The following is a 26,161-nucleotide window of genomic DNA, read 5'->3' on the forward strand; positions in this document are numbered from 1 at the left end:
GGGATCGGCTCGTTGTGGCACACAGCGACAGGTCTCCAGCTGGTGTTCTTGGGCGCTTTCACCTCAGTAGGAGTATGAGCTAATGCCTACATTGGCGGTATGCAGCTATCCTAGGGCTTTCGGAAGATCCGCTGGACGACAGCTGCATGGCGAGCACGGTCCTCCCGAGGAGAATTAAGATCAAGGTGATTTTTATGAACGGCGCGATTTTCGATTTAATAGCCTGGATACTGCTCTCTTCTAAACTTTCCTTCAACGCCACGACACTGCCTGATAGCAGGACCGAGAGTCGCCAGGATACCAGAACGGGCTTCATAGATCCTCGGTTCAAGCGGTGATGAGCATCGAGAGCGACGATCAGGATTGGATCGCGATCGTTCCTACTCTGAATCCGAGCAACCTCTACGGCAAATGGAGTGTCTTGTATCACTTGTCCATTCGGGGCTCTGCAGCTTTCCTATTGGTTGCGCCTGTTGATTGGGATGACGTCGTGTTTGGGATGTCGCCTTTTGAGTTTACGTGCGATGCCCAATTTGCCATCTCGCTACACTCGAACAGATCCACGTAACTCGGATTGCCGCCATTCGTAGCTTCTTCCGTGCAACGTTCGCGAATTTCGCGCGAGTAGCTATTCCAATTCTTGACGAGCTGATCTCGCGTTTTTAGCTCATCTTGCATGCAGCTGTCGTAGTTCTCGCCATCGCTCAACTGGAGGTTAGAAGCAGCATGGCACGTCGAGGAGATATCGAGCTTCGGCACGCCCAGCTCCCTTCGGTTGCGGCCTGCTACAGGTATGATCATGGTCCGTTCCCTGCCATCGCCTAACCCAGAGTGGCGCCTAACGTCCTGAGCGGTAACTGGTGGTATGGGCCGCGGCGAGACGCCACTTGCCGCTGTAATAGTTGGGACAACGACCGAGGATACGATCACAACAGACACCGATGCAATGAATGTACTGTGCACGGCCATGAGACCTCTCCGTGAACAGAGGGTTGTCTCAGCGCAGAGAGCCACCCCTCGTGGTTCAATACGTGTCAAAGATAATTGCGTTGCGAGGACTTGCGCCACCTGTGACAAATCACAGGTCCTGATCGAAGGCGTACCCTTTCCCAAGCAAGCTCGCAGTAAATAACTCTGTTTTGAGCTATCAAGGTGGCGAGGGCCTCGTACGCGTAGGATTTGAAGAGGGTGCCGTCGCGAGGACGGCGCAGGTCAGGTCTTAGAGATGGTTAGTCACTGTGCGCCGGGATGGGTTGGAAGCGAGGACGCTCGCGAAATGAGCATGCCGGGAGCGACGGGCAGCACACCGCACTGGACGGCAACAGGAGACCGACGGACAAGCGCCAGACGGAGCCTAGTCCCGCATGTGAGGCTGACCCAGACTCGGGTTTTGCGACGCCCGCAAGCCCGTCTGCCCGGACTGGAGTTACAACAACCACAATGTCGTCGAGCGGCTCTGGGCCGGGCGCAAGGAGTGGAGAACCGTTGCTACCCGTTACGAAAGGACCTTCCAATGCTTCCTCGGCGTGCTTTGCCCCGCCGCTACTTTCGACTGCATTAAGCGCTAACAGGCCGTAGTCCTGTCCAGCATCCCTTCATAGATACGTAATCAATCCGGCAAAACCCTCGTCCATATGGTCCTGGTGATGGCAATGGAAGAATGTTGGACCGGGATTATCGGCGATAAAATCGATTTCTGCTTGAGAGAAGCGTGGCATGCTGATCGTATCCTTCATCAGACCTGACACGGCTGCGCCGCCAACCTTCGTCACCTCGAATGTGTGCCTGTGCAAATGCACCGGATGTTCGTCGCCGCTGTAATTGTCTAGGACGAGACGGTAGCGTTGATCCTCTTTGACGGTGAACAGCGGATCGGTGTAAGGCCATGACTTGCCATTGATCAACCAACGGTTGTAGCCACCGCGTCCGCCGGGAATCTTCTCGAACCTCAAGCTAATCGTTTCGTTCGGAGACGGTGCTGTGTCATCGCGCGCGAAAGCGGCGTAGTTCCACGCTGCGTTTTGAGGGCTGATCCATTGCGGCTCGCCACGTCGATCTGCGTACTCGACAATGATTCCCATTCCCATGTTGCGGTCGTCATCATGGGTTGATCCGAGCACCCAAACGCCGGGATTGTTCATCACAACGACGGCGTCGGCCCGCTCGCCAACGTCGAGTTTGAGCACTTCGACAGAAGCTCGTGTTGGCACCGGATTTCCATCAAGTGCAATGACTTGGAAGCGGTGGCCGGGCAGCGCGAGTGATAAGCTCATGCTGGCATTTGCATTAAGAATGCGAAAGAGGACACGCTCGCCCTGCCTTACACGGACAGGCTCGCCGTGTCCGAGCATCCGCTCACCGAGCGTCGCGGCGTGGTACATCACCTCTAGGCCGTTGTCCGGCGGCGGACCATAGTGCATGTCCTGAATGCTGACCCACTCACCTGACCATGTGTGAGAAGCCAGCATGACCTCTAGATCGTAGCGGCCGGGGTCGCCTGCGGCAGGATCCACGATCAGGAAGCCGTACTCACCGGAATAGGTGCTCTTGGACAGGTCCGTCATGGCCATGGCATGACTGTGATACCATCGGGTACCCGCAGGCTTAGGCGTGAAGGCATAGGTCAGCGACTTCCCAGGTTGGATGATCGGTGATCCTTCCTCAGCCGTGCCGTCTTGCTCAGGCGGCAGGTGAAGCCCATGCCAGTGGATTAGGTTGGGATAGCCGGACTCGTTGACGACTTTAATCCTCGCCGGCTGGCCCTCCTGCAGCCTAAGCACCGCACCGGGCACGGACCCGTTATAGGCCGTCGTCCTTATGACCTTCCCAGGCGCAATCTCATGCGAAATGGGCGCAATCCGGATGGTATGTTCCGCCTCTTGCGGTATTTTCGTCCTTGCATTTGCGCGACTCGCGGGACCGAGGGCCGCAGGAGTCATAGCGCCTCCCGCTAAGGCGAGCCCTGCCTTACCTGCCGATTCAAGGAACCTCCGTCTACCAGGAATGAAGTCGTGCACCATGGTTCCCGTCTTTCCATTCGATCGCGCGCCTTGCAGACGTACCGTCGGGGTGGAGGCAAGGATAACTTGACGGCTCTCCTGATAATCCCGCTGGGACTAGGGACCGTCCTATATCTCGATGGTATCCCATGAGCCCTGCGCACGCCGCTGCCAAATTTCACAGAGTTGGGGTTGTCTGGTCTGCTGGTTCGAAGCACCTTGATCACCACTCCCTCACGACGCTCAGAGTCACGAACCGTCATGGCTGTGCTCGTCACAAGAAAAGCGGCGGGAGCGCACCGGCTGCGACAGCTCGGTTCGTGTGTTGGCATACGCGACCAACCACAGTGCCAAACGGAGGGCCGCGGCCTCAAACGCAGTTGGCCCGCTGGAGATCACCTTGTGGCCAAACCCTCAGACCAAGCCTGAGGCGGGGAAGCTGGTGTACGCTTGCATTATCGACAGGCACGCTCAGCACCCACCTGTTCTGCACTCACGCTATGGCTTTACAGTCTCATCGGCTAGACTAATCCCTTAATCAGCGCCCGTGCCAACTAGCTATGGGATCTGTGGAGATTATACAGCCTCTATGAAGCGTGTGGACCTTCCGAGCAGCGCAATGTGCCGCCTCACAAGATTGGAGCCGATCCGAGTGTCAGGTCAGCCAGACCTTGATGGCGAGGCTGACAGCTCCCGTCGTGCCAACGCCTGTGGCCCAGAGCCCGACTAACCACAGCCACCGCCTAAGGACTGAATCGTGTTCGAGTTCGTTGGTCATCAGTGATATCCCTCGTGTCCTGTCTTGCCGCGGAACACCCAGTATGCATATCCGCTATAGGCGAGAATGATCGGGATCAGCACACTTGCGCCGACCAGCATGAACAGAAGGCTGGCATGAGGGGCCGCGGCCTCGTGGATGGTGACGGCATTTGGCACCACGTGCGGAAACATGCTGATACCTAACCCGACAAGGCAGAGGGCGAAGAGCCCTAACGTCAGCAGGAACGGCCAGTATTCCCAGCGGCGTACCAAACTCACCAGCAGCGCTCCGGCGCAGAGGCCGACGAGCAGCGGCACCTGGGCGGTGACCAGGACCTGCGGCCAAGCGAACCAGCGTTCGTAGTAGGCCCCGCTCAGGAACGGCGTTGCCGCGCTGACGAGCCCGATGCACGCGATCAGCCCGATGGCGAGCTTGCCGGCGAGGCGGTAGCTGTGGATCTGGACCATGCCCTCGGTCTTCATGATGAGCCAGGTCGCGCCGAGCAGGGCATAGCCGATGACGAGGCTGACGCCGACCAACAGGCTGAACGGCGTGAGCCAGTCCCACCAGCCGCCGGCATAGGAGCGTCCCTCAACCGCGATTCCTTGGAGCAGGGCACCGAGCGTGATGCCCTGCGCCAGCGTCGCCACGACCGAGCCCGTGGTGAAGGCGAAGTCCCAGTAGCGGCGGTGGCCGGGATCGCGCCATCGGAACTCGAAGGCGACGCCGCGGAAGATCAGCGCCAGCACCATGGCAATGATCGGGGCATAAAGGGCCGGCAGGATGATGGCGTAGGCCAGCGGGAAGGCCGCCATCAGGCCGCCGCCGCCGAGCACGAGCCAGGTCTCGTTGCCGTCCCAGACCGGCGCGACCGAATTCATGGCGCTGTCCCGCTCCGGCCCGGGGGCGAAGAACGGGAAGAGAATGCCGATGCCGAGATCGAAGCCGTCCATCACCACATAGGCGAAGACCGCGAATGCGATGACGAAGGCCCAGAGGGTGGGGAGATCGAGGACGGGAAGCATGGCTCAGGCCTCCACGCCGAGGGTGCGGGCGGGGTCGACTGCCGGAGCCGGGGTGATGCCGGCGGTGCGGATGGGATGGTCCGGGCCGGCCTCGGGTCCGGTCTCGCCCGGATGCGGGGGCTTGCCCATAAGCTTGAGGATGTAGCCGGTGCCCGCCCCGAACACGATGAAGTAGACGATGATGAAGGTCAGCAGCGAGGCGGCCACGGCAGGGGCCTCCAGCGGCGAAGCCGACGCCGCCGTCTTGAGCAGGCCGTAGACGGTGAAGGGCTGCCGACCCACTTCCGTCGTCACCCAGCCGGCGATCACGGCGACGAAGCCCGCGGGACCCATGGCCAACGCCATCCCGTGCAGCGGGCGCCACTCGTAGAGCTTGCCGCGCCACCGGGCCAGGAGGCTGAGCAATCCAAGAGCGAGCATCGCGAAGCCGAGACCCACCATGATGCGGAACGACCAGAACACCACGGGCACATAGGGCCAGTTGGCGCGGTCGACCGTGTCGAGGCCATTCAGAGGCGCGTTCAGGTCGTGCTTGAGGATCAGCGACGAGGCCTTCGGGATCTGGATGGCGTTGCGGACCGTGCCGGCCTCCTGGTCGGGAATGCCGAACAGGATCAGGGGAGCGCCGTCCGGGTGGCTCTCGAAGTGACCTTCCATCGCCATGACCTTGGCGGGCTGATGCTCGAGGGTGTTGAGGCCATGCATGTCGCCCACGAGGATCTGAAGCGGAGCGACCAACGCCACCATGCCCATCGCCATCGAGAACATCACCCGGGCGCCCTTGTTGGTGCGCTCGCGCAAGAGATGCCAGGCGCCGACGGCGCCGACCACGAGGGCCGTCGTGAGGTAGGCGGCGAGCACCGTGTGAACGAGGCGGTAGGGAAAGGATGGGTTGAAGACGATCGCCCACCAATCCTGCGGCACGAACTGGCCGGCCTCGTTGATGCCGTAGCCGACGGGCGTCTGCATCCAGGAATTGGCGGAGAGAATCCAGAACGCGGAGATAAACGTGCCGATGGCGACCGCAAGTGTCGCAGCGAAATGCAGCTTTCGGCCAACGCGACCCATGCCGAACAGCATGATGCCGAGGAAGCCCGCCTCCAGGAAGAAGGCGGTCATGACCTCATAGGCCATGAGCGGACCGATGACAGGCCCGGCCTTGTCGGAGAACACCGACCAGTTGGTGCCGAACTGATAGGACATGACGATGCCCGACACCACGCCCATGGCAAAGGCGAGGGCGAAGATCTTGAGCCAGTACTTGAACAGATTGAGGTAGACCTCGCGCCCGGTCCACAGCCACAGCCCCTCCAGCACGGCGAGGTAGCTCGCCAGCCCGATGGAGAAGGAGGGAAAAATGAAGTGGAAGGAGACTGTGAAGGCAAACTGGAAGCGCGCCAGCAGCAGCGCGTCGAACGGGTCGAACATTTTCACTTGTCCTTGCGGGCTTCGCGGCGGTCCTACTTTCAATCAGTGAAAGAACACCACCCAGCTCACCACCCCAAGCGGAGCGATGATCCCAAGAATGAAAGCGATCGCCTTTACCGTCATGATAGCTCTCTCTGGCAGGCCGCTTTAGGGAGGGCAGCAAACATCCAGCTGTGGATAAGTGTCTGACCATCACGTTCAGCGGCACTCGTTCCATACCGATAAACCGCAGAGCCTCGCTGCTCAGAAACTCCATGGGATCAGGAAGACAACAATTTACAAGTTCATTCATTGTGCTTGTTGTGAAGGTAACAGTCTGTGCAAAACGTGCTCCGGATTGAACAATCGTGCGGTGCTCTTTGAACGAGTTAGAGTGGGGATGGCTGGGCGTCTGCATCTCACGGCAGATAAATCCCATCTCGTCCACAAGGCAGATTGCGGTCCCTTTGAGAGCCGTCCGGTCCAGCGTAGTGCTTCACACTGTGCGCCCTATCCTGATGTTTGTGAGGGACCACCCTCACGCTATCATCAGCTCGAAGCTCTGCCTTCACACCATTGTCGTTGCAGATAGGTTTTATGCTGAATAACCTACCTAAATTTCAAGCTTGGGTAACGCCCCGGCGCCAAGTGGCTTCGAGATTCCCATCTGCCATGGCTGCCCTGCTAATGATCTTCACCGAAGTGGAGTAACATAAGGTGGTGTTGATCATCGCGGTTTCTTTAGGGGCCCAAGTCTATCTGTCACGGGGCTCCCGTGAAGAACATTACGACGCCTTGCCGGGGCGCCACCGCTCTCCCATATCGGTCTCGCTGCTATAATGCGCGATTCCTCCGCAGAATCGATGGAAACCGCGCCTGTGAGTTCTCGCAGGCTGACATTGCGACGAAGCGGCTGCATTATTCGCACGGATCATTCCTCCCATTCCCCCAGGAGATGATCCATGCTTGTGAAGGGATCCTCCGCAAAGATCTCATCCCGATCGCAGGCGAGGCCCCGGACGTCGCGCTGACTCCGGGGCCTCCACGTCCTCGATAGGTCCTTTGTACCTTGACGCTGCGGTGCCATTCGCGTCGGAGTGGCGGAAGCTGGCGCGGTACTGGGCCGGCGACACGCCCAGCCGCTGCTGGAAAACGAGCCGCATCCGGTCGGCCGTACCGAAGCCGCAGTCATGCGCCACTGCCTTGAGCGGGCGGTCACTGCCCTCGAGCAGCATCCGGGCGGCATCGATCCGGGCGCGCTCGACGAACTCGTGCGGTGTAACCCCGGTTTCCTGCACAAAGTGACGGGCCAGGTTGCGGGCGCTCATCCCGACAACAGCCGCCAAGGACGCAAGCGAGTGACGGCTGCCGATGTGCGTCATCACATAATCCTGGATCCGGGCAATCGGCGAGGCCGGGTCAGCCGGCGCCGTGAGATACGGGCTGAACTGTGACTGCCCGCCCTGGCGCTGCGCCACCACCACCAGCCGTTTGGCGACCGCCACGGCCACACCCGGCCCGTGCTGCTGGCTGACCAGCGCAAGAGCCAGGTCAATCCCCGCAGTGACGCCGGCCGACGTGACAAGCCGACCGTCACGGACATAAATGAGGTCCGGCTCGACGATCGCAGCTGGGAACTGCGCGGCGAGCTTTTGGGCCACCTGCCAATGGGTGGTCACCCGGTGCCCATCGAGCAGCCCGGCATGGCCGAGCGCGAAGGCTCCCGTACAGATCGAGCCATAGAGACCTGCCTGCTCCGGGGCTTGACGCAGCCAGGCGACCAGCTGTGGATCCGGCGCTACATAGGGCAGTGCGTGGCTTCCGGCGACCAGCAGAACATCAAAGGGTCCGGTGGCCTCCTCAAGGCCCACATCGGCAACGATCTGAATGTTGTTGGACGCCCGCAGCGGTGCACGACGCGGGCCGATCAGAACGGTCTCGTAGCGATCGGCGGCCGGGATATAGGCGTTGGTCTCGGCAAACACGTCGACCGGGCCGGCCACGTCCAGCGCCTGAACGCCCTCCTGGATCACGATTCCAAGTCTCTGAACCGACATTGATGCTCTCAACGGTTGTTGTCACTAAATGCTGGGGTGTTGTCCTGATGAGCCGGCTCGGCGGTGTTGCTCGCACAACCGGCAATCGCCATAAAGAAGACCCGACTCACTTTGCCCCTGCAAGCCTAACCTCCTTCCTTAGGTTCCGACAAAGTGGCGGAATACACCAACGGATCAAAGTGATTCAATAGCGGAAGCATATCCGCGCAAATGACATAGTCATGAACACACCATTGCTTGAGATGCTACGATGCAGGCCAGGCGATTCAAAGCTCGCAGCGGTCTGTTTTGTTGGAAGGAGCTGACACCTCTACTTTGCCACTGGACGAGCTCAAAAGCACTCGACCGGAGATCGCAGGTCCGCCGCGGATTGATCCTTTCAACTCATTATGAGGCTAAGCAGTCAAAAGGCCAAAAGTACGGATCGCGCAGGCTCAAAGACTTATAACGATCACATTCAAGGGCACTAGCGGTACATGGAATAAGCATGATTACTGATAAGGCTACCGTCGGTCACAGCCCAGTTGGCACAAGGCTGGATGTGGCACAGCAATCGCCGAAGTACGGATTCGCGTCATGGAAAATAAGAGCGATCCGCGCTACCTGCCTAATCCTTTGGAGGTCCCATGTGTCAGGTGGACGGAGCACCTCACGCCGAGCATGTCGGGCAGGGAGACCGCATCCTGTGTGCATGATGGATAGTCCGTTCAAAAATCACTCTCGGCATACCGCTGCGCGTCGCTGATCATTTCAACTGCTGCAGCGAGTTCCTTCTCACCAAGGACAAAGCATCCATAACTGTCAATAGGACCTCCATCGTAACACGAAAAGACTTCGAGCCACAAAGGTGGTACCGACGGAGTTCTGCGGTTGCGAGGTAAATCCATGAGTCGGACCTCAATCCTACCAAATTGCCCTACTGCTACGGCCCGACAGTCGTTGTCATCCGGTGCCATGAGCTCCAGCTTCATATATGCCCGGATGAGTTCGCGCTCGATCCATTCGTTATCGTTCTTAGCGCGATGCCAGCGATCCACGGTTTTCCTACCATATTGGGACATTCGCCTTACCTACCTACTACGACGGTGCTCTCAAACTGTTGATCGACTAGATATCCGCGGAGATGGTTCTTACTCAGTCGTATGTCAGCCTGTAAGATCTGACAGCCAAGTATATGCGTATCGAAATGGCAACAACTGGCAACAATTTCACGTCTCTCAGAAGACGTCTCCGGCGAAGGACTTAGAGCGCCTAACAAAACCGTCTGCATTGGTTGAAGCAGATGAGAGCACATCCAAGCGTGGTGAAGGCGAGATGGATGTCCTCGCGACGCTCATAGCGAATGGTAAGCCGCCAGAAGCGGTTGAGCCACGCCAGTGTGCGCTCCACTACCCACCGGTAGCGTCCCAATCGTTCGCTGACGTCCACACCGCGGCGGGCAATCCGAGGCGTGATGGAGCGCTGGCGGCACTCGGAGCGGCAGCGGCGATGATCATAGGCTTTGTCGGCATGCAGTTTGTCAGGCCTGCACCTGGGACGACCACGCCCATGGCGCACCGGCGGCACGGCATCAAGCGTGGGGGCGAGCATCAGGCTGTCGTGCCGGTTAGCCCCACTCAGGCTCAAGCCGAGTGGCGTGCCCTCCCGGTCGACCACAACATGGCGCTTCGTGCCCGGTTTGCCGCGATCCGTCGGGTTCGGGCCGGTGGCAGCGCCCCCTTTTTAGCTGCGATGGACGAGGAGTCGAGCGCGGCCCTGCTCCAGTCGAGCTTATCGGCATCGGCTAGGCGCTCGAGCAGGGTGCGATGCAGGCGCGTCCACACGCCGGCAGCATGCCAGTCACGCAATCGGCGCCAGCACGTCATGCCCGAGCAGCCGATCTCAGAAGGCAGCATCTCCCACGGGATGCCGGAGCGCAGGACAAAGAGGATGCCAGCCAGGGCCGCTCGGTTATCGACCCGTGGTCTTCCACCTCTGGGCTTGGCTGGCTCCGGCGGCAGGAGCGGCTCAATGGCCGCCCACAGGGCTTTTGAGACAAGAGGTTTGGCCATGCTAAACCAACGCACTCACGCCAGTTTTGTTAGGCGCTCTTAGTGTCCTTGCCGAAAAGCAATGCCAAGTCTGCTTCGCATTCACGCAATCGTATGCGTGCCCGTAATCTCGCGGATGATCGGGATCGCCTCAGCGGACGACAAAGCGTGCCCGGTGGGCGTATACAGTCCTTGCTCATAAAGTGATCAGGTTACGGTCAACAGCCTTGGCAACAGCCTGCGTCCGGTTCATGACGTTGAGCCGCTTAATGGCTTGGTCGCAATGAAAATTGACCGTTCTCTCGCGGATCCCAAGGATGATCGCGATCTCCGACGAGGTTTTGCCGCGTCCAACCCAGGCCAAGATCTCCCGCTCGCGATCAGTTAGATGAATGTCGGAGGCTAGCCCGAAGCGATCATGTCGACGCCGAAGCCTGTTGTCGATTACAGCGCCGAGAATCTCGAAGTCGACGGGTTTGGTTAGGTAGTCGTCCGCGCCGAGTTTGCGCCCGATCAACTCACTGTCCCGGTCCCCAAGAGCGGACAGGAAAACAAATGGGATCTCGGCGAAGGTAGATCCAGCTGCCGCTACCCGCTCCAACACCTCAAATCCATTCATGCGCGGCATGCGTACATCACAAACCACCAAGTCCGGCCGTGTTGATAAAATTGCGGAAAGACCCTGCTCGCCATCCTGCGCACGATCAACCGTGTAGCCGAGTTCGCTCAGTGCTTCCGCCAGGAGGTTCGCAGTCTCGTCGTCGTCCTCTATACACAAGATCCTGCTCACTTGCATCCTCCAAAGTTAATGCGCCGGCACAGTCAATCGGCAGAGACACCGTCATTCGGGTCCCCTTCCCGATCTGACTCTCGATCCGAAGGCTGCCTCCGTGTTGGCGGATAATGATATCAACTAGGTACAACCCTACTCCCGTGCCCGGACGAGAGCCGACATTGCTGCCGCGGAAGAAGCGCTCACGCACTCGGTCAATCTCCTCCGGTGGTATGCCCAAACCCTGATCCTCGATCGTAACTTCAACGCACGCCCCAACGACTTTTACCTCTAGTTTAACAATGCTGCTGTCCCGGGAGTACTTGAATGCGTTTGAGACCAAGTTGCTGAACGCGTAATAGAGAAGCTCGGGGTCGCCGGTGACTGTGCCAGGAATATCGCCAATCCCCTCTTCGCGGATGTCGCCCATCCCAATCTCGCGGTAGTATCCTTGGAGATCGCGCAACATACGTTGGAGGTCGAAAGGGCGTACGCGAGGGTGCATCTGTCCGTCAGCCATCTCCATTGCACCGGTGAAGCTGGCTACGAGACTTATAATCTGGAAAACCGCTGCTCTAATCCTGTGTGCGCGCTCGGCAATCTGGCTTGGGTTAGCTTGAGCCTTCGTGGCAAGCAGTCGCTGTGCGTTACCATCAATGCTAGTCAGCGGAGTACGGAGTTCGTGCGATACCGTTCTGATGAAATTTCGCTGCTCGGCCGCCAGTGCTCTCTCTCTTTCAAGCGAATCCGCCAGAACATTGGCCTGGTTGACGAGACTCTTGCGGGACTCCAGAAGCTCGATGGTGTTTCGACGGAAGATTTCGAGTGATCGGGCGACATCTCCAATTTCATCTCGTCGGCCTCCAAATAGAATTGAGAATCCTGTATCGTTGGACGCAAGGAGGCGCATAGACTGCGCAAGGCTGAAAAGCGGTCGCGAGAAGGAATACCAAAGATAGCTTGTTAGAGCGATAAACATGGTGAGCATAGAGAGGATTAGATCGGATACAAAGCGTTGCGCTCTTCGCATCGCTTCACCTGCGGCGATACGAGCTGCGTTGGACTTCGTCTCGGTAAGATCGACCAGGCTGCGGAGAGCATCTTCTGCTGCTTGAAAGCTTGCCTTTGCGTCCGTCTCAAAGACGGTAGTGGCTTCGTCTCTCTGTCCACTCTGAACCAATGCTATAATGGCTTTGACGCTTCGAACATGATCAGACCAGATCTTTGAGAAACGATCAAACGTGCGTGCTTCGTCGCTATCGTGCGGTATCGTCCGATATAGATCGATGTCCGAGGCGATTGTACTAAGGGTGCGTTGCAGATTGCTGATGCTGGTCAGGACTGCGGGCGAGTCTCTTTGGAGCAGCGTCTCCGCTTCCTCTGCCCGGGCGGTAGTAATTCCTTGACTGACCCTACCAATAGTCCGGATCGACCCCGACCAGTGGCTTTGAACCGCACCCGATACTGCGTGAATATACGATAGCCGATCAAGGCTTAAGCTACGCACCGCAATGATAGCGAGCAAAAATAGGACCGCTATAAAGGCAAGCTTGCAGGGTAGAGAGCTGCATAGCAGGAACAAGGTGCGCGTCTGATGCATGATCCGCTTTGCGTGGGTCCTTACATCATGGGACAACCTCATTAAGCCATTCTAGCCGGATGGCCGCTCAGTTACATCCTGTCAGATCTTACAGTCTTACTTCGCGACTTGTGAATTCACATTCCGCTTAAGGTTCTGGCGCAAGATATGGCGTCGGCAAAGGATGATTGCTCGGCAGAACGGGATGTTAGTCTCTCCACTGCATCCCGTGGTAGCCGGGACTAGGGTTGGCGGCGTTCGGGCTCGCTCGAATCTTGACGCATGCTGGAGCGCCCGCGTCTGCGTTCGCGCAGCACGCAGTTCCGGCAATTCTTACCCATGTGGCAGTTGCTCACTTGACGCACTGTGCCTTCGATGCAGTCTTGTGAACCAGGCCAAGAAAGGTTGCATCTGCACCAATCCCCTTGTCTGGGATGCTAATCCCTACTGATAGAGTACAGTATTCATCGCCACAACAAAGCGTCGAGACCTCCAGGCTATTTCTATCTTCTGGAGTTCTGCATTTGTCAAAATAATGATAGCTGAAACGCTTTCGGCACTCTCGTTGCCGACAAGCGGCAGGATCAACGTAGCCGATATTCTTTCCCACATGCCGAGCGCAGTCTTATCATCATGCTGAGCCTTGCCTGTATCGCCCTAGCATTAGCGAACAGTGCGCCAATTGTCTGAACCTGGGTGTTAGCGGAGTGAGTTAGCCGTAAGTCCGATCATTTTTGAGCGACTGCATTATAGCCCGGCAGGATCGCAGTTGCGCTCCGCCTAGCGCTGGTGAAGCTGTGCGTGATCCAGCTTACGTCGATGACGCATTCGCTTAAAAGCGCCGTGATGCAGCATGCCGGCACTGAGTGTAGTTGCGCCGATCCGTTTTCCGGGCTGGTTCCAATACGAGATAACACCATCTCACAACAATAGTGGGGCATGGATGTGCGGGTGAAATAACTGCGCAATGGGAGGTCGCCCGATCAATAACTCGGCCTACCAAGGAGCATTAATTCTGGTAGATCTCGTTGATCCTCAGTGATAACCATATCCTGCTACATAGTCTATGATCATCTGTTCCTCAAGTTCGAATTCAGACATGAGCAACTCCAACGCGTCTCGAGCATCCAGTAAGCCAAGCGGATGGTGGGAAGCATCAACGATCGGTACGTTGTTGAGGCCAAGCTCTTTCATCGTCTCCCAGACACTCGAAACAGGATCGGAAGGGTAGCAGAATACGACGTCAGCAGTCATCGCTGTCGCACATGTAGCAGCGTCGGGGCGCTCGAAGCTCAACCTAAACTGGCGCACTATGTCTGTTCGCGTTACCACACCGACCATCCTCCCACTTTCGTCACATATGACAATCATGCGCTTCCCGAGGCCGGATAGGAGGTCAGCCGCTTCAACAAGACGCGCACGCTGGCCAATAGTGTTCAATCGCGCGGTTGATTTGGGTAGCAACTCTTCAACAAATCGCATGCCTCTTACCCTCCGGCGCGGCGCTGCATTGACGATTTCCGGAAAGGCCAGCTACCGGGTCGCTTAGGCTTTGGAACTGACCCGCAACTAGCTTAGATCTTTGTCTGCCTGACCCAAATAGGCGAAATGGGGTCGCTTGCAGGGAACGTCTCCTCGATCGCTTCATCGAGCACTGCTTCTTGGTGTGCCCTGAGTGCTAGCTGCTCTGTCACATCAGGTAGCACAGGTAATCGCTCCTCGGCTTCAGCGGGATGCGGATTTGTGGGTGTGTGATCCTGCCGCTTCGACGAACGAGAGTTGTTCTTGTCTGCCGACATCATGTGATCCTTCCTCGCGGAGGAAGCCAGTGATGGCCGAATAGCAACGGGCCTCATACCTTCTGAGCTACTAGCAACGACATCGTTGCTGCTGGTCTAAACCGCGAAATTCGGGCCTGACAGCTGCTCTGACATCGCTCAGGAGAAAGCACCGCTTACAAAGATGGGCGTGCCTCATCGGCGCGTCACGCTGTGAGATCTGACAGCTGCTTCGATGTGTTGAAAGTGGGCTGGCAGGCAACGCCTTATATGAGTGCTTGCCACCTCTGACCACACTTTGACCAGGGTGCGTATAAGGAAACTCCATAGTAATTGATCATCAAAGTTTTTTATCTATTAAGGAGGCGGTTTTTATTTGCATTATTAAGGTACGCCCCTAACCGTTTATCGTGGTTACTGAGCGAAATTGAGTTCCTGTGAGGAGACGGGCCGCGTACTCCCGTGGCTCCCGCCTCAGTATTCTGAAGCAAGCTTAGCGGCTGGGCCGTCTTTGTGGCTCTTGCGCATAATGCGGGAGTGCGCAGCCTCGGCAAGGATCAGAGCGAATGCAATCAATCCGGCGCCGGCTAAACTGAGATAGTGGGGATCGATGATGAGGATTGCGACACCGCCGAGAACTCCTGAGCAGGCAAGTCCGAAGTACGTGGCGGTGTTGTTGAGGGCAAGTAACAATGGAGCAACATGAGGTGCAATATGAACCAATCGGTGCTGCTGGGGGACAATCAGGCCCCAGCCGCACAGTCCCCAGGTCACCAGTGCGATTGCGGCGGTCACCGTATGGGCTGACACCCACGGCAGTATACAAAAATTTATGAGACCCACGACTAGGCCGATATTGATGATTCTGCGGCTCTCATAACGATCCACGAGGTACCCAGCCACAATGTTGCCGACAATGCCGGCCACTCCCCAGAAGAGCAACATTCCCGCTAGCAACCTTTGATCGCCGTCCGTGACGCGATCGAGAACGAGGCCTGCATATGTATAAACCATCAGGAACCCGCCGAAGGCGAATAGCGTAGTGAGTAAGGTCAGTGCAACTCGCGCGTCACGGAGGGGAGCGAGCCTTTCACGTATTGTGACGGGCGCCGGTTGAGGGGGCGACTGAAGCATCGTCCATACACCGACCATTGAGGCGAACCCTAAGAACGCAACGAACCAGAGAGTACTTCTCCAAGTTCCGAATCCACCAATAAACGTCCCTACTGGTGCTCCCAACGCAGTCGCTCCGGCGAGACCAGCCGTTACCGTGGACAGCGCACGTCCCCTCTTTTGAGGGTCGGAGATCGACGTAGCGACCCCGAGTGCCGTTGGAGCGAACATGGCTGCACCGAGACCAGCGAGCGCGCGACTGACAAGTACCGTATTCAGATTCAATGCAAGTGCACTGATCACGTTGCCAGTGACGAAAATCCCAAGTGCCGATACTAAGAGAAGCTTCCTTGGCAATCTAGCCGCTATGGCTGCCATCACTGGCGCCATAACGGCAAACGAGAATGCATAGACGGTAACCATCTGGCCGGCGAGACTGATGGATGTGTGCAATGACTCAGCAACGCTACGTAGGATTCCGGCAACGACAAAGTTGTCGGTCCCCATCGCAAACATTCCTAGTGCGAGCACCAATAAGCGACGGTCCATATGGCGGCCTTTTGGAGGTTCGACAGATGCAGCGAAATTCTAGGGCCCTTCCAACTCGGAAGAGTTCGATGATCTCGCGTGACTGAAGGTCAGAAGCCGGCGGCGCAAGTACAGGCGTAGAGCCGTCCAACGCCTGTTCTCAACTGTCTTGATGATCTCTGTGCATGCAAAGTGAGGCAGAGATCATGCTGCAGAAGTTCCTGTGGTGAAAGTTCTTATCTTTGTACGCAATAACATCTTCGTTGACTGTCCCATAGGTACTGGCAGGCCGATGTTTCTGTCCCTGATAGAATGCGTCGATAATCCTGTGCTCGAAGTCTCTACCACGTGGGTAGGCAACAACTACCGTGTCACGTTGATTATCTGTGTATTTCTCGTAGCCAAGACCGACTACATCCATTCCGACGCCATCCTGCAGTAGAGCGATCTCCGGATCCATATGTTCAGGAATTCCGAGGGTTGTGTGGAGAGCTATGGCTGTCCAAACCTTGTCAATATCACGTTCAGCGATGCCGTGGCTTTGCAGGAAGTCACGGGCGGCATTAGCCCCGTCCACTTCGAAGCGAAGCTGGCTCTCTCGAAAGCTTTGCGTAAGTCCAATGTCGTGGAACATGGCGGCCGTATACAGCAGTTCCGGGTCGTATTTCAGCCCCTTCCGCTGCCCGGCGAGTGCGCCCCAAAAGTAGGCTCGGGTGGAATGATTGAAGAGCAGATCTGATTCCATGAGCCGGACGATCTGAGTGACTTCGCGTGCCATTTTGCTGTCAGGGATCTTGATACCATCTGTGATGATCATCGGCGTACCCAATTTCGTGTGGCCGACTTTAGAGAGAGACTGCTTTTCCTTCTATGCGCATCTTATAGCGGAAATGGACATCGGCGCATTAAAACAGGACATCGATTACGTGACTGGCTGAGCGGCGGCCTAGCGGTGAGATCTGAGGAGGCTATTCATCCCGTGTGGCGGCCTTAAGGTGGTCGTTGCCACACGATCCACCCCATGAACCTGAGGAATGAACAACCCGCACCAGAATGCCCGTACGACCTGATTGGGCGGAGCGGAAATGATCCGCCTCATCATCAAGGAGGGCTAGCCAACCCCAGAGGCGGCCCAAGGCTTCGGCATCAGCGAGCCGACTGCTGGCAAGTGGCTGGCCAGCTACAGGGGGAGGAGCCAAGTGCAGTGGAAAACCGCTCCTCCCGTCCCAGGAAAGTGGCCAATCGCGCGGTCGCGTACCGGGTTGACGTGATCGAGCACCTGCGGCAGGAGTATCTGCTGTGGTCGGAGGGCCAAGATGAGCGACCATAAGGACGCTCAGTTCCTTGTGGGAGCGCAGCTAGCGTGCGCAACCCTGATTGCCGACCGAGGCAACGAGAGCAACTGGCCCCGGGCAAATCTTGTCGAGAAGGACATCACGCCGTGCATTCCGCCAACTAGGAGCCACAAGGGCCTATCGCCTATGACAGGGTGCTGATCGGCGACGGCATAAGGTTGCGAACCTGTTCGCTAAGCTCAAGCTTTGGCGCCGGATCGCGACCCGCTATGGCGGTCGGCCTCATAGGCCTCGCCGGTCGACGGCCGCGTGGATCTTGGTCTACCGATAAAGCATGTACCAAGATCCGAGGGCAAGCTCCGCGATCCCGGATGCGCGACAGAATCGTACAGAGCCATGGGTGACGGATCGTGGGTCCAGCACTTTGCGCTGCAGTAACGGAATGCCTAATCATTACACCAAAGGATAGATGGGCCAAGCCGTTGGCAGGCTTCAGACCAACCTACATACGGCCTCGTCTAACCTGCGTATAGTAGAGCCTCGGGCGCTTACCGGCTTATTCTCGCTGTCAAATTCATGCCGCACCTGTGCGAACCCAGCTCAAAGGAGGTCAAGATGAAGTTGTCAATGTCACGTCGATCCAGGCGCTGGGTTCTCCGTGAGCTTGATCGCAGCGCCGCGGCGCAGTTCCTCCATGCTGACGATCCGGACTTGCAGGCCGATCGAGACCTCGCGTCATCTCCGAATGTCGAACACAGAGCGGTCACCTCACGGAGCCCTTTGTAAGGATGGACAACCTTGGCCCCGCGACACCATAGAGGGCCACATCCTGAAGGCCGGGACTCAGGTGTTGCTGGCGATGCCCATAGCGGCTTACATCCAGTCGATGGGGGCAGGTCAACGGACCGCTCCAGTGCAGCAGAGACTAAGCGGACGTGCAACCGACTCAGCCTGAGCTCGGTGGTCAACAGGCCGCGACATGCCAGCATTCGGAGGAGCGTCGCTCTGGCAACTCTCCTGGCTCACCGCATTATGACACCTCGGCTGTGCCCGGCCCGCGCAGATAGATTCGAAATCCCAAAACCGGTGCCTGCGGCGGTAATGCAACCAGATCTGACCTTCCGGCAGTCAAAGGGCCCAAACCCCGACCAAATGACTGGCCGGGTCGATTCACCTCATGCTTGGCAGGCCCTCTGCCGGAGGATACCCTCCGAGTGCGCCATTAATCTTTCCGACCCGGTCGAGGTGCCGCTTACGACGAAGGCTGGCTCTGCTGCGAGAGGTCACGGAGCAGGTCAACGCCACAATCAAGCCGATGACTGACATGGAGCATTGAGGCATCGAGGATCACTGGGACTTCTCCGAGGACGGCTACTGCGACTGCGAGGACTTCTAGCTTGTAAAACGCAAGCGCCTCATCGAGCAGGGTCTGGTGCGCCGCCCGCTGCGGATGGCGGTGGTTGTCGATCAGGACGGTATGGGGCATGCGGTCTTGCTCGTGCGGACCACATTGAGCGATCTCGTCTTCGACAATAGGACCCCGGCCGTTCTGGCTTGGAGTGACACGAGCTATTGGTTTATCAAACGCGAAGGTCAAGACGATCCCGCTTGGGCAAACCTATTGGAGACATCTTGACCAGCCGCCCCTTTGAGCCGCTGAGTATCATGTCTGCAGCGGGCGCTCCATCAACTTAAAGCATAGATCAGCTGGTGCATCATCAATCCCGAGGCAAGCTCCTCCGCACGTAAAGGACTCGATGTTGCGTGCTTGGCTTAGACAATCTCGGCTTCAAGGCCTCTGCCGGTGGTTACGACGCTCCTGTCTGCTGTGCTCCAGTGCCCTGCCACTGTTGGCGGCTCTGCCACTTCTTCAGCACATTCCGACGGCCCTGAGAGTCTCCGGCATCACTGCCCGGCCTTGCGGTAAGGTAAGTGCTATCCCGAGGTTTTAGAGCCAAGCCATCGAGTTCAGCGTGCGCAATGCGGAGCGGGCCTGCGTTGTCAAACGTGACCTTGACTCGCCAAAGGTCGAGCATTCCACCGTGCGCGTTCCTGCAGAAAGGCGGGAGGCGGAATTCGACGCGGACGGCTTCTGGATCCTGCTCGGTTGCGAAGTTCAATCCTTTCTGTTTGTAACGATCTGCTTGCGGATCAGGCCGCGCTGGTGAACCTGGCCGAGCGCTGCCGCGATGCCGATCGCCAGCGGCAGGAACTGCGCCACCGGCAGGGGAGCGCCGAGGATCCGGGCGAGCGGCTCGCCGCTGGAATCCTCCAGCACCAGCACGGTCCGGCCACGCTCGCGCTCGCGCTTAAGTGGGCGCAGCGCCCAGGTGGGGTCGAGCTCGTCCTTGAGGGCAAGCTCGTGCGCGAGGCGATCAACGCTGGCGGGGGACGGGTGCTCCGCGACGGGCACCACCGCCAGCACCGTGGTCTGATCGATTTGGCTCGGGCGTCGGCAGAGTGCGCGATCGCCGTCCTCCCACAGCACCTGGAGGTCCTGAACTCCCTTGCCGCCGGCCTGAAAGGATGGGTCCACCAGGGCTCCTCTGCCAAGCTGGGTGTGTTCGGTTGGTCTGGTCACAGATCAGCCACCATCAGCTTAACCCCGCGCCCCTGCCAGAGCTAGAGATCAGCATCGTCAGTTTCGTTTGGTGGATCCTGACCGCTGGCAAGCTGCATTATTCGAGCTGGTGCAATGGGGACCCGCGAACTCACAATAATGGTGCTACATCAGTTCTGTGAAGGAGGTTCTACTCTCATCTCGGAGTGTGATAGTGGGCTGCCCGCTCCGAACAAGATCAAGTAGTATACAAAAAAGCGCCCCGGCGCATAGCACGGCCGGGACGCAAAGTTGGGATCACGTACAGAGGGGATGCGGGAGGATGTGATCCACTTGAAGTATGGAACAGTCTCGTCACCACGTCAGTCTGTGACATCTGACAGGAGGTAGGTCACCAACGGCTCGCGCTGAATTGCTTCTAGGGCCGAACTTATGCACACACCAAGCCATGATGGATGCTTGACTTTGTCCCAACTGGATCTCTGGACGCAGCTGTCTCTTGTCAGTTTAAGTTACTTGCGAGAAGGGCTTAACCGCGGCGACGTCTATTGACGCTCCGGGACTGTCAGAGGACTCTCTTTGGGGTCGACGATAAAGACCGCCAGCATACTGGAGGGTTCACTGGCGCTCGCGTTCTCACTGACCCGGTGATGTGATCCCGGATCCTCATAGAAGCCTTCACCAGCTTGATATACTTTGGGCGCCCCTCCATTGATCTGGCTGCGAATGGAACCTGACAGCACGTAAGCGTAAATGAAGGCTGAGGGGGCGTGACGATGAGCCGGCGACTTCGCGCCCGGTGGGTAGGTCACCACGACGGCAACCATGCGTCGTCCTGAGATGTTGGGAATCAAGCGCTGGAAGACAGGTGTCACCGTCTCATGCAGGGTGGACCCTTCAACTTCCTGAGAAGCCGTGTTCGTTGCCTTCTGCTCCGACCCATATGCGCGCCCATCCGCAATCCCAAGTGTGATTGCGATGCCGATCGCACCGAAGATTTGTTTCAACATCGTAGTTTTCATTGTCTTGGCCTCGCGTTAGAGACATCACAGGCGAGCCAGTAGCCATGATGAAGGTCAGGCTCGAACTGTCGTCCACTGGAGAGAGCGGCTCGAACGATCTACGTCCGGTCACATCGCGTGGGGTCAGCGATAGAGTCCTTGGTGCTGCCTTTGCACACTGGCTTCGCCTTTAAGATAGGTTCCAGGAGTGATCTCTGCCACGTAGACGTTAGCTCGGCCAAGCGGAGCCAAGTATAATTGAGCAGAAATTCATCCGCTTGTAGTTGGGATCTTTCAGCGCCAGCACGTCCGCTTTTACATTGCCAAACGTGGTCTCTGGTTTCATTATGGCACCTTCCGCGAAGTGATCGATGATGCTTTCCTTGAAATTGGCTTCCCGTGGATGGTGCGTGCATACATGGTCACGCTGCTCATGCGTAAAGTCGTGATAACCAACACCGAGAACATCCATCTCGACACCGGCAGTTACGAGCGCAATGGTCGGACGCATGTGTTCGGGGATGCCAGGCGTCGTGTGAAGTGCGATCGCGGTCCAAACATCCTCGATATCTCGCTCGGGAACACCGTAGCCCTTCATGAACTCCCGCGCCGCATTAGCGCCATCGACCTCAAAGCGCAGGTTAGGGCTCGAATAGGCTTTGGTCAGCCCCATATCATGGAACATCGCGCCCAGATACAGCAACTCGGGATCATATTTGAGGCCGCGGCGCTCACCGGCGAGCGCGCCCCAAAAGAAAACGCGACGGCTATGATTGTAAAGCAAGTCGTCCTCTGTATCCCGGACGAGTTGGGTGGCAGCGCGTGCGATGGTACTGTCCGGAACAGTGATACCGGCGACAACATCATACATTGGATGAATTCCTTGTTCGGGCGAGCCTCCGCCAGGTCACGAACTGATAGGCGAACGCAATGCTGTTGCTACTAGTCGGCCCACACCAACTGCGGTCTCGAAGCGGTGCAGTTGCGTGACCTGGGTGCTATCTTCGGTGATCTCAGCTTGAGCCAGCAACACGGCTTGGCTCACTTATCAGGACAGCAGCACGTCAATTCGTGCCAAGGTCGCGAGAAGTAGAGTTGGCGGTTATGGCAATGTCCTAATGATCTTCACGGGATGAGGTAACGGAGAGGTCTGCATGGCGGAGGCAGCGGACGATCATCTGGTGTGACGTTTGAGGCGGCCGAACTCGCGCCGGGCAAGCCGGTGCAGGTCGTTGACTGAGCTGGGCCGCAAAGTAGGCCGTGGTTGCTCGGTAGCGGTGGGCAACAAGCCGATCCCACACCACCAGCAGCGGCGTGCCGATCCTGCGGCGGAAGAAGCGCAGGACCGAGATCACGGTCTCACTTGAGACGCTGGTGCGAAACTGGCGGGTAACCAGCCGTCCGTCTGGCGTGACCGCCACGATGCTCAATACCCCGCGCCGCTTGTCCACCCGCTGCAGCACCGGGTCAGCCCGCGCCGCGCCCAGGTCGTGCCCGACCGGATGCGGAAGCTGTGCCCGGTCTCGTCCCAGAGGACCAGAGTCCGATGCTCCCGGTATGCCCTTTCTCAATGCCACCCAGTCCCGCTTGGGCCAGACCACGATCACGAGTCTATCCCGCTCTTTGGCCCTTGTGGCAGGACGCTGCACGCTGAAGCCATGCGCCTTCAGGAGTCGCTCCAGATCGCGCGGGGGTAGTGGACCCGAACTCGCGCTCGATCATGGCTGCCATGCGCTTAAGGGTCCAGCGCTCTGTGGCAAAGTCCGCCGCTATGGCACCCCACTCCAGTAGCCCGCCGAGCCGCGTCAAGGCCTTGTCATCGACGCGGGGGATGGTCTCGGGATGGATCGCGCTGTCAGACCGCGCGGGTCCTCCTGGGCCACGGTATCGGCCCAGCGGCAGACACTGGCGCGACTGCCCCCCACATGCCGCGCGATCTTGGCATGCGAAAGCTGTCCCTGGCGCAACAGCGTCGCGGCCACTAGGCGACGCTCCTCCATCTGCTCGGTTGTCAAATGCGTCAGTCGCCACACGTCGCCGACCATCGCACACCTCCTTACGGTGACGGACACTGCCCTATGTTCCACTACCTGCGTGAAGATCATTAGGGCTGATCAGTAACCAGTCCTCCAACCCTGCACCGGTGGCGTGCGGCCACTCCGTTTGGCTCAGTCGTACCGCCCTCGCCCGCACTCAGCCGTCCCCCGTCTCGGGTCGGCATGGGCTCCGGCCAATCGTCCATCTGCTTCAGCCTGGGTCGCTGAGCGGAGGTGCCGTCAGAACATAGCCGCGCCCATGGTCCTCGATCAGTTGCTCGGTTTGATGGTTAGCGTCGCACTCGCAGTCACCATCACCCGCAGGCATGACACGCCGGTTGCACTTCTCATAGAACCTGTTCACGACGGTTCGTTTCCAAAGGCGACATTATCCGAGCGAAAGAGCGCTTCTAGAATTGGACGGAAACAGGCAGTATAGGGCTTGAGTGGCAAGCAAGCGAACTCCGTCCATCTACACCTCCCGCGATATGGTTGTCAGGATTTAGTCTGCAGGTTTCAGGACGAAATCAACCTTTTGCGTCTATCGGATTCCATAGGTAGTTCATGGGCGAATAACTCTCACAATAACGCCAGGACTTGGCTCACACCCATTGCGGGCAAGTCAGCAAGCAGTATCGCACGCACTCAATCTCGAGCATTCTTGTGAGAAAAGTTATAAACTTGGGAGCGGGAAAGGCCCACGTCATCAAGCTCTCGGTCAGAGAAGTGAGATAGCTCGAAGATGGTGCGGCGGTACTGTCGGTAGTTAGCGATCCTAGAAAGGAAAAATGCTACCAGCATAAGAGTCTCCGGAATTTCCGATTCGGGTTAGTATTTACATCAAGCCTGTTGCGGCGCGACGGCATACGGCAGCTCTGGTACTCCCTTATTCCGAATTTGCGTACCTTATGTACGAGTTAACAAAGGTCTCATAATGTGGATGCCCTGCAGCCATCACGAAGTTGTAAATCAATCATATGCTTGCCCATTGACCCACTGCGGGAGCCGACGTGAAGTTACCGATCGATCGAATTGGAAACCCTAGTGAACGGAGGAGCGACAACGGCATCGCTCGCCGTGTCTTCGTCATGGCAACTGATGTGACTGGCGTTCGGCACCATCGCATATGATGCATCACCCAGACCGCTGGCCGGTCGAAGTCAAGCTTCTATAGCGGGTTATTGTTGTGACGCTCTGGGTAAATGGCATCGGCAATCCCTGAAGGTCAGCGAACTCGAGTACAGCGTCAACAATTGCCGCAAGTTCTAGCGGACGCCCCATCTCGTAGTCCTGAAGCATTGAGGTTTTGGCGTCGCCCATGCTCTTGGTAAAATCGAGAAGTTGCCTTGGTGACATTTCAACGCGTGCTCCAAAAGAGGCTGCAACCAACAGCGCTTCATTGAGCAGTTGCCGGCTGACATGTGCTAGAGAAGAGTCGCCAGCGAGTTCCCGCAGCGTCGCTCCCGTTGCGACAGACAGCGGATTGAATACAAGGTTGCCAATTACTTTTGTCCAAAGCGGATCTCGAACTCGCTCACTCACGCGCGTTTCGATTCCACTTCTGATCAGTATCTTTGCGAGCGCTTCCGTACGAACTCGGGGTTCGTTATCGATTTCTCCGATAATCAATCGTAAAGGATTTAAGCTACGAGCTGTGCCTGGTGCGGGCCGGTCTGCTGTGAACATCGCGACGCAACCAATTACATGAGCCGAAGGTAGAAGCCGCTTTAGACAGCCGTCAGGATCGACGGATTTGACATTCCTGCCGCTGTATTGACCTGCCTCACCCTCGAAATACCACCAAGGAATTCCGTTTATCACGGGAACGATGATTGTATCCGGCCCAATGAGATTCTGAGTCCAGGACGCTATTGAGGCTAGATCTTGGGCCTTCGAGCTAAGAAAAACGACATCTTGCGGAGGTATATCTGGCCCTTCTGCAACCGGAACCCGAACCGTGTGTTTGCCGTACACATCCGTTAACTGCAAGCCATTCTCTTGAATAACATTGAGGCTCTGACCGCGCGCCGCAATGGTCACTTGAAGTCCATTCAACGCCATCCGGGTTGCTAGCGTAATGCCGATAGCGCCAGGCCCGGCGACGCAAATTCGTTGCAATGGTGGAAGCTCTGCTCGGATGCGTTCGGAAAATTCTCGTAACACGATTCGCTCCTTTAGATCCTTGGTCGCGATACTGTTTTAGAAAGTCGGAACAACCCGAATTGTGGTAGAGGAGCCAGTATCAATGTTTGGTCACCACATCACTTGAGTGTAGCTTTTGAAGCTGACTGCTCTTCTTGAGCAGCCGTGCATGTAGCCTGCAGCGGGATTCCGCCGGCAGGGAGTTGAGACTGGCGCGGCGGAGCGATCATGGTGTTCTTTATGGCGATTGCCGGTTGTGCGAGCAACACCGCCGAGCCGGCTCATCAGGACAACACCCCAGCATTTAGTGACAACAACCGTTGAGAGCATCAATGTCGGTTCAGAGACTTGGAATCGTGATCCAGGAGGGCGTTCAGGCGCTGGACGTGGCCGGCCCGGTCGACGTGTTTGCCGAGACCAACGCCTATATCCCGGCCGCCGATCGCTACGAGACCGTTCTGATCGGCCCGCGTCGTGCACCGCTGCGGGCGTCCAACAACATTCAGATCGTTGCCGATGTGGGCCTTGAGGAGGCCACCGGACCCTTTGATGTTCTGCTGGTCGCCGGAAGGCACGCGCTGCCCTAATTTGAACGGTTGCAGCCGTCCAGCGAGCGAACGGTTCTGATACCAGTGTCGCTGCTCGAGCCGTAGAATGGACCGCTCCTAAGCCGCCAGCAGCTGGCGCACCTGATCCAGGTACCCAAAGTACTGGTTCGCGGTGCGACGCAGCAACCTAGGTTGAGCGTGGTGGTATCGGCGGTAGGCTCGCTGTTTCAGCTTTGCCGGTCCAGGTTCGGGATGTGTCTCAACGAGAGCAGCGCTGCGCGGTGTTTGTAATCGCAATCCCCCTGCCCTCGGCAACGTTAAGTTGCTCATGCTCAATCCCTGCGACATTGGGTGGAGTCTCCTGCTTTGGGCTCACGATCTTGTCCTTCAGATGGAAAGGCACAGCGAGTGTATCTGTAGGACACCCCCCGAGTTGGGCGCCCAGGCTCCCGATCCTAACGAGCTTCCCTTCGTCAGGCTAAAGTTTATAGAATCGTGAACTATCTCTCCGGCTAGCGATTGCTGTTCTAG

Annotated in this window: 21 protein-coding genes and 1 pseudogene; 2 read left to right on the forward strand and 20 right to left on the reverse strand. The window is 57.7% G+C overall.

Annotation, left to right across the window (positions count from 1 at the left end):
- Window positions 1–426 precede the first annotated feature (426 nt).
- From HPT29_RS25850 to HPT29_RS25915, 13 genes and pseudogenes are all read right to left on the reverse strand, one after another.
- On the reverse strand, window positions 427–801 hold the full coding sequence (locus HPT29_RS25850) for a hypothetical protein (RefSeq protein ID WP_259061047.1): 375 nt from the start codon (window positions 799–801) through the stop codon (window positions 427–429).
- Between the two features lie 794 nt (window positions 802–1,595).
- Window positions 1,596–3,020 carry a multicopper oxidase family protein gene (locus HPT29_RS25860; protein WP_173945140.1) on the reverse strand — a complete coding sequence of 475 codons (1,425 nt, stop codon included), beginning with the start codon at window positions 3,018–3,020 and terminating at the stop codon, window positions 1,596–1,598.
- A 756-nt stretch (window positions 3,021–3,776) separates the two neighbouring features.
- Window positions 3,777–4,784: a cytochrome d ubiquinol oxidase subunit II gene (cydB, locus tag HPT29_RS25865; protein ID WP_173945139.1), complete on the reverse strand. Its 1,008-nt coding sequence runs from the start codon at window positions 4,782–4,784 to the stop codon at window positions 3,777–3,779.
- 3 nt (window positions 4,785–4,787) lie between these two features.
- On the reverse strand, window positions 4,788–6,212 hold the full coding sequence (locus tag HPT29_RS25870; protein ID WP_173945138.1) for a cytochrome ubiquinol oxidase subunit I: 1,425 nt from the start codon (window positions 6,210–6,212) through the stop codon (window positions 4,788–4,790).
- 971 nt (window positions 6,213–7,183) lie between these two features.
- Window positions 7,184–8,248 (reverse strand): GlxA family transcriptional regulator, encoded by a 1,065-nt coding sequence (locus tag HPT29_RS25875; RefSeq protein WP_259061049.1) that lies wholly within the window; start codon window positions 8,246–8,248, stop codon window positions 7,184–7,186.
- A gap of 707 nt (window positions 8,249–8,955) precedes the next feature.
- The gene (locus HPT29_RS25880; protein WP_173944987.1) at window positions 8,956–9,285 is read right to left on the reverse strand and encodes a hypothetical protein; all 330 of its coding nucleotides are present in this window, start codon (window positions 9,283–9,285) and stop codon (window positions 8,956–8,958) included.
- Window positions 9,286–9,583: 298 nt separating this feature from the next.
- Window positions 9,584–10,299 (reverse strand): annotated as a pseudogene (locus HPT29_RS25885) (IS5 family transposase); the annotation flags it as partial.
- A gap of 175 nt (window positions 10,300–10,474) precedes the next feature.
- Entirely contained in the window at window positions 10,475–11,068 is a 594-nt protein-coding gene (locus tag HPT29_RS25890; RefSeq protein ID WP_432807332.1) for a response regulator, read from the reverse strand.
- On the reverse strand, window positions 10,983–12,650 hold the full coding sequence (locus HPT29_RS25895; RefSeq protein WP_173945114.1) for a sensor histidine kinase: 1,668 nt from the start codon (window positions 12,648–12,650) through the stop codon (window positions 10,983–10,985). Before HPT29_RS25895 ends, HPT29_RS25890 begins: the two co-directional genes overlap by 86 nt.
- Window positions 12,651–13,664: 1,014 nt before the next feature.
- On the reverse strand, window positions 13,665–14,111 hold the full coding sequence (locus HPT29_RS25900) for a CBS domain-containing protein (protein WP_173945113.1): 447 nt from the start codon (window positions 14,109–14,111) through the stop codon (window positions 13,665–13,667).
- Between the two features lie 770 nt (window positions 14,112–14,881).
- Entirely contained in the window at window positions 14,882–16,069 is a 1,188-nt protein-coding gene (locus HPT29_RS25905; protein ID WP_173945111.1) for an MFS transporter, read from the reverse strand.
- 139 nt (window positions 16,070–16,208) lie between these two features.
- Window positions 16,209–16,865 carry an HD domain-containing protein gene (locus tag HPT29_RS25910; protein WP_173945110.1) on the reverse strand — a complete coding sequence of 219 codons (657 nt, stop codon included), beginning with the start codon at window positions 16,863–16,865 and terminating at the stop codon, window positions 16,209–16,211.
- A 1,730-nt stretch (window positions 16,866–18,595) separates the two neighbouring features.
- On the reverse strand, window positions 18,596–18,829 hold the full coding sequence (locus HPT29_RS25915) for a hypothetical protein (protein WP_173945107.1): 234 nt from the start codon (window positions 18,827–18,829) through the stop codon (window positions 18,596–18,598).
- Here HPT29_RS25915 and HPT29_RS28995 point away from each other — a divergent pair.
- Window positions 18,794–18,979 carry a transglutaminase-like cysteine peptidase gene (locus tag HPT29_RS28995; protein WP_432807337.1) on the forward strand — a complete coding sequence of 62 codons (186 nt, stop codon included), beginning with the start codon at window positions 18,794–18,796 and terminating at the stop codon, window positions 18,977–18,979. The two genes, HPT29_RS25915 and HPT29_RS28995, sit on opposite strands and share 36 nt — an antisense overlap.
- A gap of 480 nt (window positions 18,980–19,459) precedes the next feature.
- Here HPT29_RS28995 and HPT29_RS25920 read toward each other — a convergent pair whose 3' ends face one another.
- The 7 genes from HPT29_RS25920 to HPT29_RS25945 form a co-directional block, all read right to left on the reverse strand.
- A complete protein-coding gene (locus tag HPT29_RS25920; RefSeq protein ID WP_173945108.1) occupies window positions 19,460–19,879 on the reverse strand; it encodes a serine/threonine-protein kinase in 420 nt (139 codons plus the stop codon).
- A gap of 569 nt (window positions 19,880–20,448) precedes the next feature.
- Window positions 20,449–20,913, reverse strand: a complete 465-nt coding sequence (locus tag HPT29_RS25925) for a cupin domain-containing protein (protein ID WP_259061055.1) — start codon at window positions 20,911–20,913, stop codon at window positions 20,449–20,451.
- Between the two features lie 220 nt (window positions 20,914–21,133).
- Window positions 21,134–21,775, reverse strand: coding sequence for an HD domain-containing protein (locus HPT29_RS25930; protein ID WP_173945049.1), 642 nt, complete (start codon window positions 21,773–21,775; stop codon window positions 21,134–21,136).
- A gap of 244 nt (window positions 21,776–22,019) precedes the next feature.
- Entirely contained in the window at window positions 22,020–22,586 is a 567-nt protein-coding gene (locus HPT29_RS25935; protein WP_173945051.1) for a hypothetical protein, read from the reverse strand.
- 123 nt (window positions 22,587–22,709) lie between these two features.
- Window positions 22,710–23,009: a helix-turn-helix domain-containing protein gene (locus HPT29_RS29000; RefSeq protein WP_432807333.1), complete on the reverse strand. Its 300-nt coding sequence runs from the start codon at window positions 23,007–23,009 to the stop codon at window positions 22,710–22,712.
- A 576-nt stretch (window positions 23,010–23,585) separates the two neighbouring features.
- Complete coding sequence (locus HPT29_RS25940) at window positions 23,586–23,741, reverse strand: DUF1127 domain-containing protein (protein WP_173945047.1); 156 nt, start codon at window positions 23,739–23,741, stop codon at window positions 23,586–23,588.
- Between the two features lie 333 nt (window positions 23,742–24,074).
- Complete coding sequence (locus tag HPT29_RS25945; protein WP_173945046.1) at window positions 24,075–25,103, reverse strand: ketopantoate reductase family protein; 1,029 nt, start codon at window positions 25,101–25,103, stop codon at window positions 24,075–24,077.
- Between the two features lie 311 nt (window positions 25,104–25,414).
- Here HPT29_RS25945 and HPT29_RS25950 point away from each other — a divergent pair, with 311 nt between their 5' ends.
- A complete protein-coding gene (locus tag HPT29_RS25950; RefSeq protein ID WP_349774734.1) occupies window positions 25,415–25,669 on the forward strand; it encodes a type 1 glutamine amidotransferase family protein in 255 nt (84 codons plus the stop codon).
- The last annotated feature ends 492 nt before the right edge of the window (window positions 25,670–26,161 follow it).

The organism is Microvirga terrae (assembly GCF_013307435.2).
Lineage (GTDB): Bacteria > Pseudomonadota > Alphaproteobacteria > Rhizobiales > Beijerinckiaceae > Microvirga > Microvirga terrae.

What these genes read in the sequence shown, in the direction of transcription:
- HPT29_RS25860 (WP_173945140.1), bottom strand. Translation starts at nt 3,020, where the DNA reads ATGGTGCACGACTTCATTCCTGGTAGACGGAGGTTCCTTGAATCGGCA.
- HPT29_RS25905 (WP_173945111.1), bottom strand. Translation starts at nt 16,069, where the DNA reads ATGGACCGTCGCTTATTGGTGCTCGCACTAGGAATGTTTGCGATGGGG.
- HPT29_RS25930 (WP_173945049.1), bottom strand. Translation starts at nt 21,775, where the DNA reads ATGTATGATGTTGTCGCCGGTATCACTGTTCCGGACAGTACCATCGCA.
- HPT29_RS28995 (WP_432807337.1), top strand. Translation starts at nt 18,794, where the DNA reads ATGGCGGTGGTTGTCGATCAGGACGGTATGGGGCATGCGGTCTTGCTC.
- HPT29_RS25910 (WP_173945110.1), bottom strand. Translation starts at nt 16,865, where the DNA reads ATGATCATCACAGATGGTATCAAGATCCCTGACAGCAAAATGGCACGC.
- HPT29_RS29000 (WP_432807333.1), bottom strand. Translation starts at nt 23,009, where the DNA reads ATGATCTTCACGCAGGTAGTGGAACATAGGGCAGTGTCCGTCACCGTA.
- HPT29_RS25950 (WP_349774734.1), top strand. Translation starts at nt 25,415, where the DNA reads ATGTCGGTTCAGAGACTTGGAATCGTGATCCAGGAGGGCGTTCAGGCG.
- HPT29_RS25925 (WP_259061055.1), bottom strand. Translation starts at nt 20,913, where the DNA reads ATGTTGAAACAAATCTTCGGTGCGATCGGCATCGCAATCACACTTGGG.
- HPT29_RS25915 (WP_173945107.1), bottom strand. Translation starts at nt 18,829, where the DNA reads ATGCCCCATACCGTCCTGATCGACAACCACCGCCATCCGCAGCGGGCG.
- HPT29_RS25850 (WP_259061047.1), bottom strand. Translation starts at nt 801, where the DNA reads ATGATCATACCTGTAGCAGGCCGCAACCGAAGGGAGCTGGGCGTGCCG.
- HPT29_RS25940 (WP_173945047.1), bottom strand. Translation starts at nt 23,741, where the DNA reads ATGCTGGTAGCATTTTTCCTTTCTAGGATCGCTAACTACCGACAGTAC.
- HPT29_RS25895 (WP_173945114.1), bottom strand. Translation starts at nt 12,650, where the DNA reads ATGCATCAGACGCGCACCTTGTTCCTGCTATGCAGCTCTCTACCCTGC.
- HPT29_RS25900 (WP_173945113.1), bottom strand. Translation starts at nt 14,111, where the DNA reads ATGCGATTTGTTGAAGAGTTGCTACCCAAATCAACCGCGCGATTGAAC.
- cydB (WP_173945139.1), bottom strand. Translation starts at nt 4,784, where the DNA reads ATGCTTCCCGTCCTCGATCTCCCCACCCTCTGGGCCTTCGTCATCGCA.
- HPT29_RS25875 (WP_259061049.1), bottom strand. Translation starts at nt 8,248, where the DNA reads ATGTCGGTTCAGAGACTTGGAATCGTGATCCAGGAGGGCGTTCAGGCG.
- HPT29_RS25870 (WP_173945138.1), bottom strand. Translation starts at nt 6,212, where the DNA reads ATGTTCGACCCGTTCGACGCGCTGCTGCTGGCGCGCTTCCAGTTTGCC.